Source organism: Gilliamella sp. wkB308 (genome assembly GCF_001690185.1).
Lineage (GTDB): Bacteria > Pseudomonadota > Gammaproteobacteria > Enterobacterales > Orbaceae > Gilliamella > Gilliamella apicola_I.
Window position 1 is genome coordinate 1 of sequence record NZ_LZGN01000005.1, and the last position, 19,431, is coordinate 19,431.

Consider the following 19,431-nt stretch of genomic DNA (forward strand, 5'->3'; position numbering starts at 1 on the left):
TACTTCTGAATCGAGGTAAGGGACACTGTCTGGTGGGTAGTTTGACTGGGGCGGTCTCCTCCCAAAGAGTAACGGAGGAGCACGAAGGTTAGCTAATCCTGGTCGGACATCAGGAGGTTAGTGCAATGGCAAAAGCTAGCTTGACTGCGAGAGTGACGGCTCGAGCAGGTACGAAAGTAGGTCATAGTGATCCGGTGGTTCTGAATGGAAGGGCCATCGCTCAACGGATAAAAGGTACTCCGGGGATAACAGGCTGATACCGCCCAAGAGTTCATATCGACGGCGGTGTTTGGCACCTCGATGTCGGCTCATCACATCCTGGGGCTGAAGTAGGTCCCAAGGGTACGGCTGTTCGCCGTTTAAAGTGGTACGCGAGCTGGGTTTAGAACGTCGTGAGACAGTTCGGTCCCTATCTGCCATGGGCGTAGGAAAATTGAGAGGGTTTGCTTCTAGTACGAGAGGACCGAAGTGAACGCACCGCTGGTGTACGGGTTGTGATGCCAATTGCATTGCCCGGTAGCTACGTGCGGAATAGATAAGTGCTGAAAGCATCTAAGTACGAAACTAGCCTCGAGATGAGTTTTCCCTGATGAGAATCAGTAAGGTCCGTTTGAGACTAAGACGTAGATAGGTCAGGTGTGTAAGTGTAGTGATACATTGAGCTAACTGATACTAATGAACCGAGAGTCTTAACCTTACAACTCGGAGTTGTTTTGGATTGCGCGAAGTTGAGAGAAGAGAAAATCATCGAAAGATGTTTAAAGAATGTAGAAACAGTTTGTTCCGGATTGAGCGATTGATGTAAAGATGAGATAATGACATCAATTGAGAGAAGAGAAGACAGGATATGTCTGGCGGTAATAGCGCGGTGGTCCCACCTGACCCCATGCCGAACTCAGAAGTGAAACGCCGTAGTGCCGATGGTAGTGTGGGTATTACCCATGTGAGAGTAGGGTGCCGCCAGACTTTTAAATTTTAAGTTATACTATGTAATCATACCAAATACGGTGGAGCGGTAGTTCAGTTGGTTAGAATACCTGCCTGTCACGCAGGGGGTCGCGGGTTCGAGCCCCGTCCGTTCCGCCACCTTATTTAGGGGCGTAGTTCAATTGGTAGAGCACCGGTCTCCAAAACCGGGTGTTGGGAGTTCGAGACTCTCCGCCCCTGCCACAAAAATCATGAATTTGTCTTAATTTTAGTCGTTTGATTATTTTTATCTATATAAATAAAAAAAATTTATTTACAGATTTACTTAGTTAATTATAATTTCCGCCCAACTACTTTTACAATCCAGAGGAAAAAAAATGGCTGAAAGTTTTGTAAGTCAACAACGTTTTTTTGATAATAAAAATTATCCACGAGGATTTTCTCGTCATGGCGATTTTACTATTAAAGAAGCACAAATTTTAGAAAAACATGGTTGTGCATTTAAAGATCTTGATGCAGAAACAAAAAAACCCACTACAGCAGAAGAAAAATCATTTGTCGCAGTTTGTAAAGGTAAAAAAGAGCCTGCAACCGATTTTGAAAAAGTTTGGCTTAAATACCTTTCCCGTATTAATAAACCAAAACGTTTTCATACACTATCGGGTGGAAAACCGCAAATTGATGTAAACGATGATTTTGTCGATAATGATGACTAATTCTGTTAACCAATATTTTTGTGTAATTGAATTAACAGTCTATCCATAGAACGATAACTTAAAGCTTCTGAAATATGTTTTCGTTCTATGTTCTTTGAACCTTCCAAATCAGCAATTGTTCTTGATACTTTCAATATTCGATGCCAAGCTCTAGCTGAAAGTCCTAACTTGATTAAGGCTTGTTCTAAATATTCATTATTATCGTCAGATAAGTGGCAATAGTGTTCAATTTCACTCGCTTCTAATTGACTATTTAATTTTTTATTTCGATTAAATTGTGTATTTCTTGCCTGTAAAACTCTTTGCTTAATAGATGCTGTTGATTCAGCAGATGCTTTTTTCTGACTTAGTGACCCTTTTGGTAAAAGTGGTACTTCTATAGAGATATCAAATCTATCAAGAAATGGACCAGAAAGTCGGTTTAAATAACGAATGACTTGTTGAGGCGTCGTTCTATTGTGAGTTCCTTGATAATGACCGGTGGGACTTGGATTCATAGCAGCAATAAGTTGGAATTTAGCTGGAAAGCGTATTTTAGCATTTGCTCTTGAAATAATAATTTCACCAGACTCAATGGGTTCTCTTAACGCATCTAAAACTTTACGATTAAATTCAGGTAATTCATCTAAAAATAATACGCCATTATGTGCCAGTGAAATTTCACCCGGTTTTGGAATTGTTCCTCCACCAACTAGTGCTGCAGTTGACGCGCTATGATGTGGCGATCTAAAAGGCCGTTTACGCCAATTTTTAATTGAACCATTTAGACTAACTAAACTAGTGATAGCTGCACTTTCAAGAGCTTCATCATCGGTTAATGGCGGCAATAAAGAAGTTAACCGAGTGGCTAGCATAGTTTTGCCTGTTCCTGGTGGTCCAATAAGCAATAAATTATGTCCACCAGCGGCTGCAATTTCTAAAGCTCTTTTAGCATGTTCTTGACCTATGACATCTTGTAAATTAACTGTTTCGCTTTCTACATCATCGTGTTGACGGTAATTTACTTTAGTTAAACTTACTTCATGATTGAGATGTTGACACAATTCTAATAAATTATTGGTGATTAATGCATTGCTATGATGAATTAAAGAAATTTCAGATTGATTTTCTGTTGAAATAATTAATGTGCGATGACTTTTTTGTGATGAAATCGCAGCAGGGATAGCGCCTTTCACGGCGCGAATATTCCCCGATAGCGCCAGTTCACCTAAAAATTCATATTGTGATAAATCTTGAGTAGGAATTTGCTCTGTTGCCGCTAAAATTGCGATGGCAATCGGCAGATCGAAACGACTTCCTTCTTTAGGAAGATCAGCTGGTGATAGATTCACAGTTATTTTCTTGGCAGGAAACGTAAAACCACTGTTAATAATAGCGCTACGCACCCGATCTTTGGATTCTTTAACTGTTGCTTCAGGCAAACCAACTAATACAAAGCCTGGTAGCCCATTGCTAATATGGACTTCAACATTTATCAATGGTGCTTGTATACCAATTGATGCTCGAGTATAGATAATTGCAAGTGACATAAAAATAATCATTAATGGTTAAAATGATCTATTATGTTACTTTGTTAAAATGAGAAAATAGGCTTAATATTGAATTATTGTGATGTGGTGTCCAATTAACATTGCCATTTTTCTTGGATAGTTAATTTTTAGCATTAAAAAACTTCGATACAAACAAACACACAAAAAATAAGCCTGCATTACTTAAAACTACCGATGGACTTGTCGGCGTGTCATAGAGAAATGAAAATAATAAACCACTTAATACCGATATCATTCCAATAATGATTGAAAGTATAGCCATTACTTCAGGTGTTTTGGAAAAGTATCTAGCTGTTGCTGCGGGGATAATAAGTAAAGAGGTAATAATCAGTGCTCCCACGAATTTCATTGCAATACCAATAGTAAAGGCTAATAGAAGTGTTAGAATTAATTTTGTTAATCGAATATTAATACCTTGAATGAAAGCTAATTCTTCATTAACGGTAATAAAAAGAAAATCATTCCAGCGCCAAATCAATAATAAACCGATAAATATGACACCAATGACGATTTGAGCGATATCAGTGTAAGTTATTGATAACAGATCACCAAATAAGTAACCCATTAAATCAATCCGTATGTTTCCCATTAGACTAATTACGACTAAACCTAAAGATAATGCACTATGAGCAAGAATCCCCAGTAATGTATCAATAGGAAGTTGTTTTTGGGATTCTAACCAAAGTAATCCTAATGCTAAAATCAGTGTCACAAAAATGACTGCATAAAATAGATTAATATTTAATAAAAAGCCAAAAGCAATACCGAGTAGTGCTGCATGAGATAAAGTATCACCAAAATAAGACATTCTACGCCAAACAACAAATGTTCCTAATGGACCGGTGATGGTTGTTAAGCTTAATCCAGCTAATAAAGAAGGTAATAACAATTCAACCATTTTAATGATCCTTTTCTAAAGGTAATAATTTATCATGTTGATGACTAGCCGATTTTCTACATAAGTCATGATGGTGATTGTGATGATGTTTATACACAGCAATTTGTGATGCGCCGTGTTGACCAAATAGTGAGACAAATTCAGGGTCATTTGAAACAGTAGCAGGTGTACCCGAACAACAAATATGATGATTCAGACAGATGACTTCATCCGTTTTAGCCATGACTAAATGGAGGTCATGCGAGACCATTAATACCCCGCAATTAAATTGTTTTTTAGCATTAGCAATTAAATCATATAAAAGAATTTGTCCATTAACGTCTACGCCTTGTGTCGGTTCATCAAGAATAAGTAACTGAGGCTGTTTTGCTAAAGCTTGCGCAAGCAAAACACGCTGTAATTCTCCACCTGACAATTGATGCATTGATTTATCGACCAAGTATTCTGCTTTAACAAGAGAAAGCGTTCTTAAAATATCGTCATTTTTTAACTGTTTATTTAAACGCATGAAACGCTTAACGGTAATAGGAAGAGTCGGATTTAAATTTATCGATTGCGGAACATAACCAATTGTTAGATTCGGTAAACGACTAATATGTCCAGAAGAGTGGGGCAGTAATCCTAATATGACTTTAACCAGCGTTGATTTACCTGCACCATTAGGCCCAAGTAATGTAATAATCTGATTTAGCTTAATGGCTAATGAAATATTATCTAATATTTTTTGATGATTGATTTCAACGGAGACATTTTCCAGTGAAATTAATTGAGTCATATAACGGGTAGCCCTTGCTCACCTAAATGTTATGTTATATTATAACAATATTAAATTTTATTCTATCATAAATTTTAGCATTGGATAATAACGTGAAAAATTATATCGTGAAGCGTTTTAAACTGTTTATAAAGAAATTAATAATCTTAACACCAATATTAATAATACAAAACGCAAGTAATTATGCTAATGCTACGGTTATATCGTCGGTTAAACCGATAGGTTTTATTACTCAAGCCATTGCATCAGGCATAACTGATGCTGAAATTCTTTTACCTGATGGTGCTTCTCCTCATACTTATTCCTTAAAACCTTCTGATCTAAAGAATATTAAGTCAGCTGAGTTAGTTATTTGGGTTGGTGAAGATATGGAAACCTTTATGCCAACCTTGTTGAAAAATATCGATAAACAAAAGCAAATTGAATTAATGGATATTCCTGAAATTAAGTCTTTGCTTAGAACCAACCACGATGATTTTTCTCATGAAGAAATACATCATCATCAATCAGACCATGATCATCATGGTGAATATGATGAACATATTTGGCTTTCTCCTGAAATAGCGAAAATTATTGCGCAATCTATTCATGATAAACTTATCATCCTTTATCCAGATAAAAAAATAAAAATTGATGAAAATCTAAACGAATTCACTATAAAATTATCTGAAACAGAACTAAACATTGCAAAAAAATTAATAAACGTCCAAAATAGAGGGTATTTTGTATTTCATGATGCCTATGGGTATTTTGAATCACAGTTTAAATTAAAAAATCTAGGTAGTTTTACTATAAATCCAGCAGTTCAACCGGGCGCTCAAAAAGTTTATGCTATTCAACAAAAGTTAAAAGAACACCAAGCAGTATGTGTTTTTATAGAGCCTCAGTTTAGCCCAGCAGTTATTGAAAAATTGGTTAATGGAACAAATGTCAGAATTGGAGAATTGAATCCTTTGGGGACAGATATAATGCCTTCAAAAGATGCGTATTTTCAATTTTTAATGAAATTAACTCAGCAATTGTTGGATTGTTTAGATAAATAATCGTTTAGATAATAAATAGTTAAGGTTTATTTTGGCTCGAAAGATTGAAAATCGTCATATTGAAAAAAGTAAAGTGAAATTTCCCTATTTTTCAATATTAGGCGTTCTTCTTGTTGTTATCTTTTTTACGGTATTATGGCGACCATTGAATTTGGATCGCACGGTTTATATTCCGTTGAATCCTCAAGTTGAAACAACCGTGAATAATACTTCTGTGCCCGTAAATATTGGGGAAGGTCAAGTTGAGTTAGTCGACGGTAATTCAAATTCAACAGTGATAGAATCCTCTGATGAACCGGAAGATGAAATTGTCAAAGATGACTTAGATAAAATCATTGATGAAAAAGACAATACAGTACAATATACCATTGTTCGGGGCGATACCTTACATGACATTTTATTACGCTATAACGTAAATCGAAATGATGTTTATGAATTAACGTCCCAATTTAAACAACTTGCCAATTTAAGAATTGGTCAACAATTGATGTGGACGACAGACGATGACCATAATTTACAAAATTTGAACTGGACTATCTCAAGCAACAATATCCGAATGTATGAAAAATCGGGTAATAAGTTTGTTGAGAATTCAGAAACGGTCGAAGGAATTTTACAAGAAGTCGTTATTAAAGGTGAAATAAAATCTAATTTTATTGCTGATGCCCGTAAAAGTGGCTTAACCAGTACTGAAATTGGTATTATTACTCGTGCTTTACAATGGCGATTAGATTTTAAACGTTTACAAATTGGCGACAAATTTTCGGTTATTTTGTCTCGTGAGATGCATGGCGACCGTTTATCAAATAGCCAATTGTTAGCGGTTCGCTTCAAAAATGGCTCAAAAGATTATTATGCTGTTCTTGCTGATGACGGTAAATATTATGACATTAATGGAGATAGCTTATCCCAAAGTTTTTTCCGTTATCCATTAGCAAAAAAAGCGCGTGTTTCTTCACAATTTAATCCTCGTCGTTTACACCCCGTGACAGGAAAAATAGCGCCTCATAATGGGGTTGATTTTGCGGTATCGCGTGGAACACCTGTCTTATCAGTGGGAAATGGTGAAGTTGTGATCGCTAAATATAGTGGTTCAGCAGGTAACTATATCGCCATAAGGCATGGGCGTCAGTATATGACGACTTATATGCATTTAGATAAGATTCTAGTTAAACCAGGACAACAGGTTAAACAAGGAGAGCAAATAGGATTGTCAGGCAATACAGGGCGTTCAACAGGACCACATTTACATTTCGAATTACACATCAATAATAAACCTGTGAATCCATTAACAGCTAATTTACCTATAGATGAAGGATTGACTGGTAAATCTAAAAACGCTTTTGTTGCGAAAGTGAAAAGTATTAAACCACGACTAGAATTTAATAATTAATTTTGTAGATACACCATTTAAGCTAAATATGTGCTAAATAAACGAGGCAGATATATCTTTAAAAAATTGTGTTATGATAGCGAAATATATTTTATGACGAATTTTAGGTGAGCTTTGAATACTTCGACTAAATCTACAAAAAAGAAACCTACTCAAAAAGTAAAAAAGAATAAAAATAAAAAACGCTCACTTTGGCGCCGATTTTTGTCATTGCTATTTAAACTGTTTCTAGTTTTTGTGGCTGTGACCGTCATGTATGGTATTTATCTTGATCAACAAATAAAAGAACGCATAGATGGTAATGTTTGGGAATTACCTGCTGCTGTTTATGGTCAAATTATCGATCTTGAGCCAGAAAGTGAATACAGTTTAAGCGATGTTGTAACGTTGTTAATAGGTGCACAATACCGACAACAAGATACACAAGCTACTAGACCCGGTGAATTTATTGTCAGTAATGATGCTGTTGAGATATACCGTCGCCCTTTTACTTTTCCTGATGGTGAAGAACAAGCTTTTCGAGTTAAAATTACGTTCTATAATAACCGAATCGATCGCATTACTAATTTAGATACAGGACGTGATTTTGGATTACTTAAAATCGATCCAAAATTAATTACAATGATGCACTCACCTAATGGAGAACAACGTTTATTTGTCCCTCTCAAAGCATTTCCTGATTCACTCATTAAAACTTTAGTTGCTACTGAGGATAAACGTTTTTATGATCATCATGGCGTGAGTTTATATTCAATTGGGCGAGCAATTTATGTCAATCTTACCACTGGTCGAACTGAAGGTGGAAGCACGTTGACTCAACAAACGGTTAAAAACTTATTTTTAACCAATGAACGTAGTTTAAGCCGTAAAATACGTGAAGCCTATATGGCAATGATTCTTGATGCTCGTTATAGTAAAGAACGTATCTTAGAATTGTATTTAAACGAAGTTTACTTTGGACAAGCTGGAAGTGAGGAGATCCACGGTTTTCCTCTTGCTAGCCTTTACTATTTTGGTCGCCCTGTTAATGAATTGACGCTCGATCAGCAAGCAGTTCTTGTTGGAATGGTAAAAGGCGCTTCGTTATATAATCCTTGGACGCAACCTAAACAAGTCTTAGAACGCCGAAATGTTGTTCTAAGGCTTACTGAGCAACAAGGTATTATTGATGATGAGTTATATAATCTGTTAAGTCAGCGTCCACTATCTGTTTTACCAAAAGGTGGAGTTATTTCGCCACAACCTGCTTTTATGCAAGTTGTACGTAGTGAATTGAGAAAACAATTAGGGGATAAAGCAGATCACCTTTCAGGGATGAAGATTTTCACGACATTTGATCCTGTTGCCCAAGCAGCGGCAGAACAAGCGGTTACGAATGAAATTGAGAACTTACGTAAATCGACTAATAAAGATTTACAAACAGCCATGGTGATTGTTAGTCGAGAAACAGGCGAAATTCGTGCAATTATTGGTAGTGCAGAGCCTCGTTATCCTGGTTACAACCGTGCATGGTTGACCCGAAGAGCAATTGGTTCACTTGCTAAGCCTTCAACTTATTTAACGGCTTTAGGTCAACCTGATCGTTTTCAACTTAATACGTGGTTGGATGATTCACCGCTTTCAATAAAGCTTGATAATGGTTCGTACTGGCAACCGAAAAATTATGATCGTAAGTTTCGTGATCGTGTCATGTTAGTGGATGCTTTAGCACTTTCGTTAAATGTACCAACCGTCAACTTAGGGATGGCTCTTGGTCTTGATGCGACTAAAAATACCTTGCAAGCATTGGGTGTGCCAAGTGATCGTATTACGAATCTACCTTCGCGGTTATTAGGTGCTTTAGAGTTAACGCCTTTAGAAACAGCACAAATGTTCCAAACGATTGCAAACAATGGACAACGTTCGCCGTTATCTATTTTAAGATATGTACTAACGGATAAGGGAGAATTGGTATATCAAAACTATCCTCAACAGATTCAAGCTGTTTCACAGCAATCAGCCTATTTAACAACCTACGCTATGCAACAAGTTGTTGAATCGGGGACATCACGGTCTTTAAAACGAAAATATGGATCATTTAACTTAGCTGCTAAAACTGGAACTAGCAATGATTCTCGTGATAGTTGGTTTACAGGAATTGATGGAAAAAATGTCGCTGTTGTTTGGATTGGTTTGGATGACCATTCGCCAATGAAATTAACAGGTGCGACAGGTGCGTTAAAAATATATAGTGAATACTTACAAAATAATCCACCTAAAAAATTATCGCTACCGATACCTCAAAATATTCATATGCTATCAATAGATGATAATGGGCAGTGGCAATGTGATGATCATAGTGGTCGAAAGTTACCTGTTTGGACAACCAATACACAAAGTTTATGTAATAACAATAATCAACCGACTCCAAGTCAGCAAGTACCAAATTGGGTCACTGAAATGTTAAATAATTAGGTGAAATAAAATGCCTGAATTACCCGAAGTGGAGACAAGTCGCCTAGGTATTTTGCCTTATTTAAAAGGGCAAACTATAAAGCAAATAGTGGTTAGGCAACCTAAATTACGTTGGCCAGTTGATGAACTCATTCATTGTTCTCATGGAGAAGTCATATTAGATGTTAAGCGACGAGCAAAATATTTGCTAATACAACTAACGCATAATTGGATTATCATTCACTTGGGAATGTCAGGAAGTTTGCGAATTTTATGCGATCAGCAGCAGGAAGTAGCAAAGCATGATCATATCGATTTGGTTTTAGAAAATGGTGTTGTATTACGTTATACTGATCCAAGGCGTTTTGGTTCATGGCTATGGGCAAATTCGCTTGAAGAGGTCTCTCAATTAAAACATTTGGGGCCTGAGCCTTTGAGTGACGCATTTTCAGCAGAATATCTATTGGCGAAAGCGAAAAATCGTCAAATACCTATTAAAAGTTGGATTATGGATAATCATATTGTGGTTGGTGTAGGAAATATCTATGCATCAGAATCGTTGCATATGGCAAAAATCAATCCCAATCGAAAAGTGAATTCATTACAATTAGCCGAGTTTGAAAGATTAGTTTTAGCTATCAAGCAAGTTCTGACTAAATCGATCAAACAAGGTGGAACGACACTAAAAGACTTTCTTCAATCTAATGGAAAGCCCGGTTATTTTGCACAAAAATTACAAGTATATGGGCGAGAAGGTCAAGAATGTTATAATTGTCAGACCGTAATAAAATCGCAAAAAATAGGTCAGCGGAATACTTTTTTTTGTGATAATTGTCAAAAATAGTAAAATCAAGTGGATACTTACTTTGTCAAAACGATAAATGTGTTAATCAACACGGTAGGCTAAAACATCTTTTCAGACAGTTTGAAAATTTTTAATTTTAAAACAATTGTTTTTCTTTTTTTGATAACTCAAGAATTAAATTTGCATAACCAATCTTTTTAACAAAAAAAGCGTTAAAATTATATTAACCTTTTTATTCCATATACTATAGACTTGTTATTTAATATCAGCTATCTTTCTTAATGAAAAAGTATTTAGAAATTGTTGAAATATAAATATTGCCATTTTTAAGTGATAATGATCGTATGTTTTAGTTTTTATTACTTTTCTCCAACTACTAATATATAGTGAATCTAACGTAGTGATTTATGTTTAATTTAAGGAATTTAAGATGATCAAATACGCCTCTCGCTTTTTGATAATTTGTTCTATATTTTTATTTGCTTTAATCAGTAATAGTTGGGCAGATAATACAGGGATTCAAATAAATATTACTGAAGGTGTGAGTACCGCAAAGCCTATTGCTGTTTCACCATTTAAATGGACAGGATCGGGAGAACCACCTCAAATCATTGAAAATATTATTGCATCAGATTTACGCAATAGCGGTAAGTTTAATCCAATCGATATCGCAAGTATGCCACAAAAACCGACAACAGCATCTGAAGTTAATTCTGCTGTATGGAAAAATCTTGGCGTTTCAGCTGTTGTTGTCGGTTCAATTCAACCTGATGCTTCAGGGAAATACCACATTACTTACCAATTAGTAGACACCGTTGATAAGCCAGGTGCTATTTTGGCTGAAAACCAATTTACAATAAGTCAACGTTGGGTGCGTTTGGCTGCACATTCGGCAAGTGATGAGATATTTGAATCACTTACTGGAATTAAAGGGGCCTTTAGAACACGCATCGCTTATGTTGTAGAGACAAATAGAGGACCGTACACGCATGAATTAAGAGTGTCTGACTATGATGGTTATGATCAAGTAACCGTTCATCGTTCTAAAGCCCCACTTATGTCACCAACTTGGTCTCCAGATGGTAAAAAATTAGCGTTTGTTACTTTCGAAAGTGGAAATTCTGCATTGGTCATGAAAAATTTAGAAAATGGCGCCATTGAAACCGTTGCTTCTTTCCCTCGGCATAATGGAGCTCCTGCATTTTCGCCAGATGGTACAAAGTTGGCATTCGCACTTTCTAAAGATGGTAATTTAAATATTTATATTAAAGATTTAAGTTCTAAACAACTTACTCAAATTACAACTGGTCGAAGTAATAATACTGAACCTTCTTGGATGCCAGATAGTCAAACCATTGTTTATACGTCAGATCAAGCAGGACGCCCACAACTTTACAGTATCAATATAAATGGTGGTACACCTCAAAGATTAACATGGGATAATACTCAAAATCAGAATGCGCGCGTTTCTCCAGATGGATCGTTTATTGCAATGATTTCAACCAACAATGGTGAACAACACATCACGAAATATGATATGGCAACCAAAACCTACCAAAGATTGACAGATACATTTTTGGATGAGACTCCAAGTATTGCGCCAAATGGTACCATGATTATTTATAGTTCGACGAAAGGATTAGGATCGATTTTAAATCTTGTTTCGACTGATGGCTTTTTTAAAGCTGAATTACCCGTGTCAGATGGACAAGTGAAATTTCCATCTTGGTCACCTTATTTATAAATTACTGTCGAAATTGATAAATTAATTTGATAAATATTCAATTTATACTGAAGATTTAAGTAATATAATATATCAACTTTATTTCCCAACTGGTAACAAATCATATTTGAAATCAGTTGGATCGGCTAAATATAAATATTAATTTATTTAAAAACACAAAGGAGTTATTACAATGCAATTCTCTAAATATCTTAAGGTAGCAGCTATAGCTTTACCATTAATTGCTTTGACAGCATGTTCTTCTAAAAATGGTACAGACGCGAATGGTAATTTTAGCGATACTTTAACAAGAGAAGACCGTGCTTTGCTTGAAAGATTACAACAACAAGAAATGAATACAGTCTATTTCGATTTTGATAAATATAATGTTAAACCTGAATATAATCGCATGTTAGATGTTCATGCAGGTTTCTTACGTGCTCATACTTCAATGAAAGTTGTGATTCAAGGGCATGCTGATGAACGAGGAACACCAGAATATAATATCGCACTTGGTGAACGTCGTGCTGTAGCAGTTGCTTCTTATCTACAAGCGAATGGTGTCTCTTCTAGCCAAATGCTTATAAGATCATTTGGTAAAATGCAACCTGCCGTATTAGGTCATGACGAAGCTGCGTATGCTAAAAATCGTCGAGCAGTTGTTGTCTATTAATAATATTTCATAACGGCTGAATATTCAGCCGTTAATTTTTTCATATTGAGTTTTCATTTATGCATAAAAAAATAATCACATCACTCATATTACTTTTGTTTACCGGTTACGGTTATGCAGCAAGTAATGCTGAATTAGAAAGAATGATACAAGCACAAGGACAGTTATTGATTGAGAGTCAGCAAAAGATTAGTGATTTACAATCGGATGTGGATACCTTACGTGGTCAATTGGAAGATACTAAATATCAACTTAATCAGACTATTGAACGTCAAAAGATGATTTTACAACAGATGACTAATGGTACCGAATTCTCATCAAATCAAACTAACAACTCATCTAATCAATTAGCATCACAAACTACCCAAACTGATTCTAGTGCAACTTCATCCAATTTAATAAATTGGACAACCACCGGAAATGATAAAACCGATTATAATTTTATTATGCAATTTATTAGTGATGCTAATCAAAGTAATGAACTCATTTTAGCTTTTAAAAAGTTTTTAGAAACTTACCCAAAGTCAATCTATCGTGCTAATGTGAATTATTGGCTTGGTCAGGTTTATTATAAGCAAGGTAAAAAGGATGATGCGACGTTTCATTATGCAACGGTGGTGAAGGATTTTGCAAACTCAGCGAAAGCACCAGATAGTCTTTATAAAGTAGGCTTGATTTTACTTGAAAAAGGAGATAAGAAGAATGCTAAAGCTGTTTTTCAACAAGTAGTCAATAAATACCCTAAAGATAAAAATGCGGTTAACCTTGCCAAAAAGAAACTCGCTTCACTTTAGACAAAACGTATGAAAAACCAGCTTTTGAAAAAAAGCCTTAAGAAAAGGGTTGCATTACCTAATAATTATAAGTAATATAGCAACCCGAAATTGCTTGTACCTATAGCAAAAAAGGTGCAAAGCGTCTCTTCATAATGGGTTGTTAGCTCAGTCGGTAGAGCAGCGGACTTTTAATCCGTTTGTCGAGCGTTCGAATCGCTCACGACCCACCACTTTCTCTCTTTTAAGATCAAGTTAGAAATCAATTGAATTTAACAAATCTTAGTGAGCATGTTTATCAGAAATAATATCAAATCATTATTTTGTTAAGCTAAGAAGATTGGTTAACACAACAAACGGGTTAGCGAATTAAGTTTATTGATTAAATTTTCTCGATTTTAAAGCAATCTATTATTGCTGCCTATCTTTAAACTAAATACAGAGACTCGCTTTCTAATTAATTATACTCAAACCGAAATTCATTTAAATAACCATTAAATAACGCTTAATTTCAGTCAGATTTTAATATTCTTTGTCGCAATATTTTTATAAAACAGAAAATAAGTTGTAAGTGTAAATAATAATTATTATCATATTTATTGTTGCTTTAACTTTAACCAACTGAAACATATTATAATAAAACGATAAAAGATAGGAAAAACAATGAAATTAAGTCATCACTTCGCTATTTTGGGGCTAATAAGTACAACACCCTTTGTTAGCGCTCAAGATAAAATAGACGATGTCGCGAACATCGAAACAATGAAGGTTGTTGCCAACATTACCGATATCAATGACCAGCGAATAAAAAAATCATCAACCGCGACAAAAATGCCATTTGATATTAAAGACATTCCTCAATCCATTAATTCCGTGAACATTGAACAAGAAAAAATTTTTGGGCAAAATGATTTAAGTGTAATCGTCAATAAATTACCTGGTGTTGATGCTACTTATGATATGCGAGATGAAGGCATAAAAATACGTGGTTTTTCAGCAAGTTCTGGCGATATTTATCGAGATGGTGTCCGTGCAAGTGGGCAAGTCAGGCAAAGTACTGCCAATATTGAACGTGTGGAAATATTAAAAGGTCCCGCTTCGGTGCTCTATGGACGTGGTTCCGGTGGAGGAATGATAAATATGATTAGTAAACAAGCTAATTTTGATTCACCTACTGTTTTAAGCTTACGTAGTGGTTCATGGGATAAATATGGCGGTATGGTAGATATTAATCATGTTGTCGATGAGAAACTAGCGATCCGAATGACGGTTGATCATCAATCAGAAAAAAGTTTTCGCAAAGGAATTAAACAAAGAGACACCATGGTATCGCCAAGTATACTCTATGATAATTTAGACGGGTTTAATTGGTTAGTACAATATACTCATGATCACCTATGGCGTAAACCAGACCGAGGACCCGCTTACTATAATTTACCAAAAGGGGTTTCAATTAAAACAGCCTATGCGCATCCTGATGATTACGTGAAAGATAATTTTAAATCATTACGTTCGGTGATAGGTTTTGAATTTAATGATGATTGGTCACTAAAATTAACTAACCTATATCGTCAAGCAAGTCAAAATTTTGACCATATTTATGGTGGTGATTATTGCCATTTAAATGGCAAAACAAATAGTGGAAAAACTTGTAACTATGCAGGAAAACTACAATTTCGACGAGCTTGGCAAGAAACTGATAATAAAACCTATAGTAATACATTCGATGTAATAGGCAAATTTACTACAGCAAGTATCGGTCATGATATGTTAGTCGGCATTGAATATAATATTGAAAAACGCCAACCTAGATTAGCATTAACCAGTGTTTACCCTGAGGTCGTTGATCCTTACCATCCTCACTGGAATTCTAAAAAACCACATTACAATAAGCTAAATACTAAAACGAATCATAAAGCGACTTCAAAAGGGATTTACTGGCAAGATTTAATTAGTTTTACATCACAATGGAAATTGTTGATGGGTTTACGCTATGACAATTACGAATTTGCATCAGATGATAAAATTAAACATCAAAGTCGTTCATATAATGGTCACTCGTTAAGCCCTAGAATCGGTTTAATTTGGCAACCTGTCGAATCGCAAAGTTTTTATGCTTCCTATAGTAAAAATTTTGCACCTTATGGTGGACGAGGATTGATTACCATTTCAACGGATTCAAAAACGGTTTACGATAATAAACCGCAATATTCAAGGCAATATGAAATAGGCGTAAAAAGTGATTGGTTAGATGATAAATTATCTTCTCAAATTGCACTTTACAATCTTGAACTATATAACGTTCGTTATCAACCCGATGCGGTGAACGATCCTTATAATTGGCAGGTTAAAGGCAGTGACCGTAGTCAAGGTATCGAGCTTAGCATCATCGGACAATTAGCACCAAAATGGTACATTAACAGTGGTATTGGTTATCAGCAAGCTAAAGTTCATAAAGATAAAAAAATGCCAATTAATCAAGGTAAATATTTGCCCAATACATCTAAGCATAGCGGTTACTTAAATATACGTTATTTACCTTACGAAAATTGGTTTACTGAAGTTGAGGTTAATTATAAAGGATCAATGTTTAATGATGATAAAAATCAATTTAAACGTCCTGGGTATGTTGTATGGAATGCTGCAATAGGTTATCAATCTTCTTCTTTTGAAATGACTTTTGCAGTAACGAATTTATTAGGAAAAGAATATTGGCGTTCAAGTAGTATGCCGGGCACACCTAGAGCCGTATTGTTAACTGCAAGTTACAAATTATAACCAATAAAGGGATAAAAGCGGACTGAAATAAAAATGCTCTATTGAATAATTGATGATAATATTTGTCTGATGAGTATTTCAATCCGCTTATTGTTTGGATAGTAGCAATATTTCAATTCATAAACGTTATTATTTATAAAAAAGCATGGTGAAATAAATGAATAATTTGTAGACTATGCCCATCATTTGTTTTTTGGCACCTATCTTATTTATGAATTTATTAAAATCTTTAGCCACTGTAAGTTCAATGACAATGGTATCTCGAGTTTTAGGTTTTGTTCGAGATGCAATAATTGCACGTTTTTTTGGCGCAGGAATGGCTACCGATGCTTTTTTCGTAGCTTTTAAACTTCCTAATTTACTTAGACGAATATTTGCTGAAGGGGCCTTTTCACAAGCATTTGTCCCCATTTTGGCTGAATACAAAAATCAACAAGGGATTGAGGCAACACGAACTTTTATTGCGTATGTTGCTGGTTTATTAACATTAGTATTGGCTATCGTTACGTTAATTGGGGTAATGACTGCTCCTTTTATCATTATGCTGACAGCGCCAGGTTTTATGCAGGAATCTATCGACAAATTTGAACTTGCAACCATCATGCTTCGCATCACTTTCCCTTATATCTTTTTTATCTCGCTTGCTTCATTAGTTGGTGCCGTACTTAATACGTGGAATCGCTTTTCTGTTCCTGCTTTCGTGCCGACATTGCTTAATATTAGCATGATTGTATTTACGCTATTTTTAACGCCTTATTTTAATCCCCCAGTGCTGGCATTAGCTGTATCTGTTGTAGTGGGCGGCATTCTACAATTGCTTTATCAACTTCCGACTTTAAAAAAGATAGGTATGCTAGTGTTACCCCGTATCAATTTAAAAGATAGTGGTGTATGGCGAGTTCTGAAACAAATGGGGCCTGCAATTTTAGGGGTATCTGTTGGGCAAATATCTCTAATCATTAATACCATTTTTGCTTCTTTCTTAATTTCGGGATCGGTTTCATGGATGTATTATGCTGACCGATTAATGGAGTTCCCAGCTGGCGTACTGGGTGTTGCATTGGGTACCATTTTATTGCCATCATTAGCTAAAAGCTTTTCAAATGGTGATCATAAACAATATTCTGAATTATTGGATTGGGGATTACGTCTCTGTTTTTTATTGGCTTTGCCAAGCACGGTCGCATTAGGTGTGATTTCTCGTCCACTCATCTCAACACTATTTGAATATGGGCAATTTACAATAAATGACACTTTAATGACACAACGTGCTTTAATAGCTTATTCTATCGGTTTACTTGGACTTATTCTAATCAAAGTTTTGGCACCTGCTTTCTATTCCAGACAAGATATTAAGACACCTGTCAAAATTGCGATTGTCACATTAATTTTAACGCAACTAATGAATATAATTTTTATTGGTCCACTACAACATGCTGGTCTTTCATTATCAATTGGGCTGGCAGCATGTTTTAATGCCGGATTATTATTTTGGCAATTACGTAAAAAGAAACTTTATCAACCCCAGCCAGGTTGGTGTAAATTTTTAATTAAAATTGTTATAGCGGTACTATTAATGTCATTAGTATTATGGTTTGGATCGAAATTATTACCAGATTGGTCAACCGGTTCAATGTTAATGCGAATAAGCCGTTTATTGTTATTGGTCACGGTAGGTATCGTTATCTATTTTGCATCATTGATTGCAATGGGGTTTAAAATTAAGCATTTCATTAAACGAATTGATTAAATGATTTTTCAAAATTTTATGATTAAACGAATTATAGTAAGCATTCCGCACAATTGAAGTAGAGGCTGTCTTTATGACTTAAATGCAATAATTTAATCTAGAATATTCAGTTGGTTGAATATTAAAATCAGCGTTAAAATGAAAAAATAAGATTGTTTGGTAAAAGAATATTTTTTACAAACAAGGTTAACAAATAAGATAAATTTAAAACAACTATTAAGAATTAGCACAAAGTATTATACAATAGCCCGATATTTTTCTAGAGTATAGCACAATGAGAGAATCATAATGAGCTGGATTGAAAAGATTTTAAGTAAAAATAATATATCATCAGATCATAAAAAAGCGAATATACCCGGTGGCGTTTGGACAAAATGCAGTAACTGTGAACAAGTCATTTACCAAGCTGAATTAGATCGAAATTTAGAGGTTTGTCCTAAGTGTGATCACCATATGCATATTCCTGCGCGCGTCAGATTATACCATTTTTTAGATGAGGATTCAGATGTTGAAATTGGAACTGATCTCGCGCCAAAAGATATTTTAAAATTCAAAGATACCAAAAAATACAAAGACCGATTAACTGCTGCTCAAAAAGAGACACGCGAAAAAGAAGCGATGGTTGTCATGAAAGGGACATTACTTGGTATTCCTGTTGTGGTTGCCTGTTTTGAATTCGCTTTCATTGGTGGATCGATGTCATCCGTTGTAGGGGCTTTGTTTACCCGAGCTGCTGAACAAGCGATAGCAGATAAATGCCCGTTAATTTGTTTTTCAACAAGTGGCGGTGCAAGAATGCAAGAAGCACTTTATTCATTGATGCAAATGGCTAAAACCAGTGCAATACTTGCTAAAATGCAAGATGAAGGTTTACCTTATATTTCAGTAATGACCGATCCGACAATGGGTGGGGTTTCAGCTAGTTTAGCGATGCTGGGTGATATTAACATTGCCGAACCCAAAGCATTAATTGGTTTTGCAGGCCCACGTGTTATTCAACAAACTGTACGGGAAACTTTACCGGAAGGATTCCAACGAAGTGAGTTTTTACTTGAAAAAGGCGCAATTGATATGATCATTCATCGTAAAGAAATGAGACCTAAAATTGCCAGCCTAATTGCAAAATTAATGAAACTTCCTGATCCATTTAACGATGTGAATAACGAAGAAATGACAATTGATGAGACAGTTTAA

14 protein-coding genes, 3 tRNA genes and 2 rRNA genes are annotated in these 19,431 nt (G+C 35.4%); 16 read left to right on the forward strand and 3 right to left on the reverse strand.

Features of this window, described 5'->3' with window-relative positions; all coding sequences use genetic code 11:
• From A9G10_RS12870 to A9G10_RS00830, 5 genes are all read left to right on the forward strand, one after another.
• Positions 1 to 697 (forward strand): 23S ribosomal RNA (locus A9G10_RS12870); the annotation flags it as partial.
• 153 nt (positions 698 to 850) lie between these two features.
• Positions 851 to 966, forward strand: a 5S ribosomal RNA gene (gene rrf, locus A9G10_RS00815).
• 43 nt (positions 967 to 1,009) lie between these two features.
• A tRNA-Asp gene (locus A9G10_RS00820) sits at positions 1,010 to 1,086 on the forward strand.
• Between the two features lie 8 nt (positions 1,087 to 1,094).
• Positions 1,095 to 1,170 (forward strand) — tRNA-Trp (locus A9G10_RS00825).
• Positions 1,171 to 1,304: 134 nt separating this feature from the next.
• Positions 1,305 to 1,643, forward strand: coding sequence for a DUF413 domain-containing protein (locus A9G10_RS00830; protein ID WP_065557810.1), 339 nt, complete (start codon positions 1,305 to 1,307; stop codon positions 1,641 to 1,643).
• Positions 1,644 to 1,648: 5 nt separating this feature from the next.
• Here the strand turns inward: A9G10_RS00830 and A9G10_RS00835 are convergent, their stop codons facing one another.
• From A9G10_RS00835 to znuC, 3 genes are all read right to left on the reverse strand, one after another.
• Positions 1,649 to 3,172 (reverse strand): YifB family Mg chelatase-like AAA ATPase, encoded by a 1,524-nt coding sequence (locus A9G10_RS00835; RefSeq protein ID WP_065557811.1) that lies wholly within the window; start codon positions 3,170 to 3,172, stop codon positions 1,649 to 1,651.
• Positions 3,173 to 3,293: 121 nt separating this feature from the next.
• Positions 3,294 to 4,091 carry a zinc ABC transporter permease subunit ZnuB gene (gene znuB / locus A9G10_RS00840; RefSeq protein WP_065557812.1) on the reverse strand — a complete coding sequence of 266 codons (798 nt, stop codon included), beginning with the start codon at positions 4,089 to 4,091 and terminating at the stop codon, positions 3,294 to 3,296.
• Position 4,092: 1 nt separating this feature from the next.
• Complete coding sequence (gene znuC / locus A9G10_RS00845; RefSeq protein ID WP_065557813.1) at positions 4,093 to 4,866, reverse strand: zinc ABC transporter ATP-binding protein ZnuC; 774 nt, start codon at positions 4,864 to 4,866, stop codon at positions 4,093 to 4,095.
• A 122-nt stretch (positions 4,867 to 4,988) separates the two neighbouring features.
• Here znuC and znuA point away from each other — a divergent pair, with 122 nt between their 5' ends.
• The 11 genes from znuA to accD all read left to right on the forward strand — a co-directional run bounded on the left by znuA (position 4,989) and on the right by accD (position 19,431).
• Positions 4,989 to 5,909 (forward strand): zinc ABC transporter substrate-binding protein ZnuA, encoded by a 921-nt coding sequence (gene znuA, locus A9G10_RS00850; protein ID WP_143425916.1) that lies wholly within the window; start codon positions 4,989 to 4,991, stop codon positions 5,907 to 5,909.
• A gap of 31 nt (positions 5,910 to 5,940) precedes the next feature.
• Positions 5,941 to 7,302, forward strand: a complete 1,362-nt coding sequence (mepM, locus tag A9G10_RS00855; RefSeq protein WP_065557814.1) for a murein DD-endopeptidase MepM — start codon at positions 5,941 to 5,943, stop codon at positions 7,300 to 7,302.
• A 114-nt stretch (positions 7,303 to 7,416) separates the two neighbouring features.
• Positions 7,417 to 9,756, forward strand: a complete 2,340-nt coding sequence (gene mrcB / locus A9G10_RS00860; RefSeq protein WP_065557815.1) for a bifunctional glycosyl transferase/transpeptidase — start codon at positions 7,417 to 7,419, stop codon at positions 9,754 to 9,756.
• Between the two features lie 10 nt (positions 9,757 to 9,766).
• Positions 9,767 to 10,579 carry a bifunctional DNA-formamidopyrimidine glycosylase/DNA-(apurinic or apyrimidinic site) lyase gene (mutM, locus tag A9G10_RS00865; protein ID WP_065557816.1) on the forward strand — a complete coding sequence of 271 codons (813 nt, stop codon included), beginning with the start codon at positions 9,767 to 9,769 and terminating at the stop codon, positions 10,577 to 10,579.
• A gap of 394 nt (positions 10,580 to 10,973) precedes the next feature.
• On the forward strand, positions 10,974 to 12,284 hold the full coding sequence (tolB, locus tag A9G10_RS00870) for a Tol-Pal system beta propeller repeat protein TolB (protein ID WP_065557834.1): 1,311 nt from the start codon (positions 10,974 to 10,976) through the stop codon (positions 12,282 to 12,284).
• Positions 12,285 to 12,456: 172 nt separating this feature from the next.
• The gene (pal, locus tag A9G10_RS00875) at positions 12,457 to 12,936 is read left to right on the forward strand and encodes a peptidoglycan-associated lipoprotein Pal (protein ID WP_065557817.1); all 480 of its coding nucleotides are present in this window, start codon (positions 12,457 to 12,459) and stop codon (positions 12,934 to 12,936) included.
• 59 nt (positions 12,937 to 12,995) lie between these two features.
• Entirely contained in the window at positions 12,996 to 13,730 is a 735-nt protein-coding gene (ybgF, locus tag A9G10_RS00880) for a tol-pal system protein YbgF (RefSeq protein ID WP_065557818.1), read from the forward strand.
• A gap of 136 nt (positions 13,731 to 13,866) precedes the next feature.
• Positions 13,867 to 13,942 (forward strand) — tRNA-Lys (locus A9G10_RS00885).
• A 430-nt stretch (positions 13,943 to 14,372) separates the two neighbouring features.
• Positions 14,373 to 16,487: a TonB-dependent receptor gene (locus tag A9G10_RS00890; RefSeq protein WP_065557819.1), complete on the forward strand. Its 2,115-nt coding sequence runs from the start codon at positions 14,373 to 14,375 to the stop codon at positions 16,485 to 16,487.
• A gap of 211 nt (positions 16,488 to 16,698) precedes the next feature.
• The gene (gene murJ, locus A9G10_RS00895) at positions 16,699 to 18,237 is read left to right on the forward strand and encodes a murein biosynthesis integral membrane protein MurJ (RefSeq protein ID WP_065557835.1); all 1,539 of its coding nucleotides are present in this window, start codon (positions 16,699 to 16,701) and stop codon (positions 18,235 to 18,237) included.
• Positions 18,238 to 18,525: 288 nt separating this feature from the next.
• The gene (gene accD, locus A9G10_RS00900; protein ID WP_065557820.1) at positions 18,526 to 19,431 is read left to right on the forward strand and encodes an acetyl-CoA carboxylase, carboxyltransferase subunit beta; all 906 of its coding nucleotides are present in this window, start codon (positions 18,526 to 18,528) and stop codon (positions 19,429 to 19,431) included.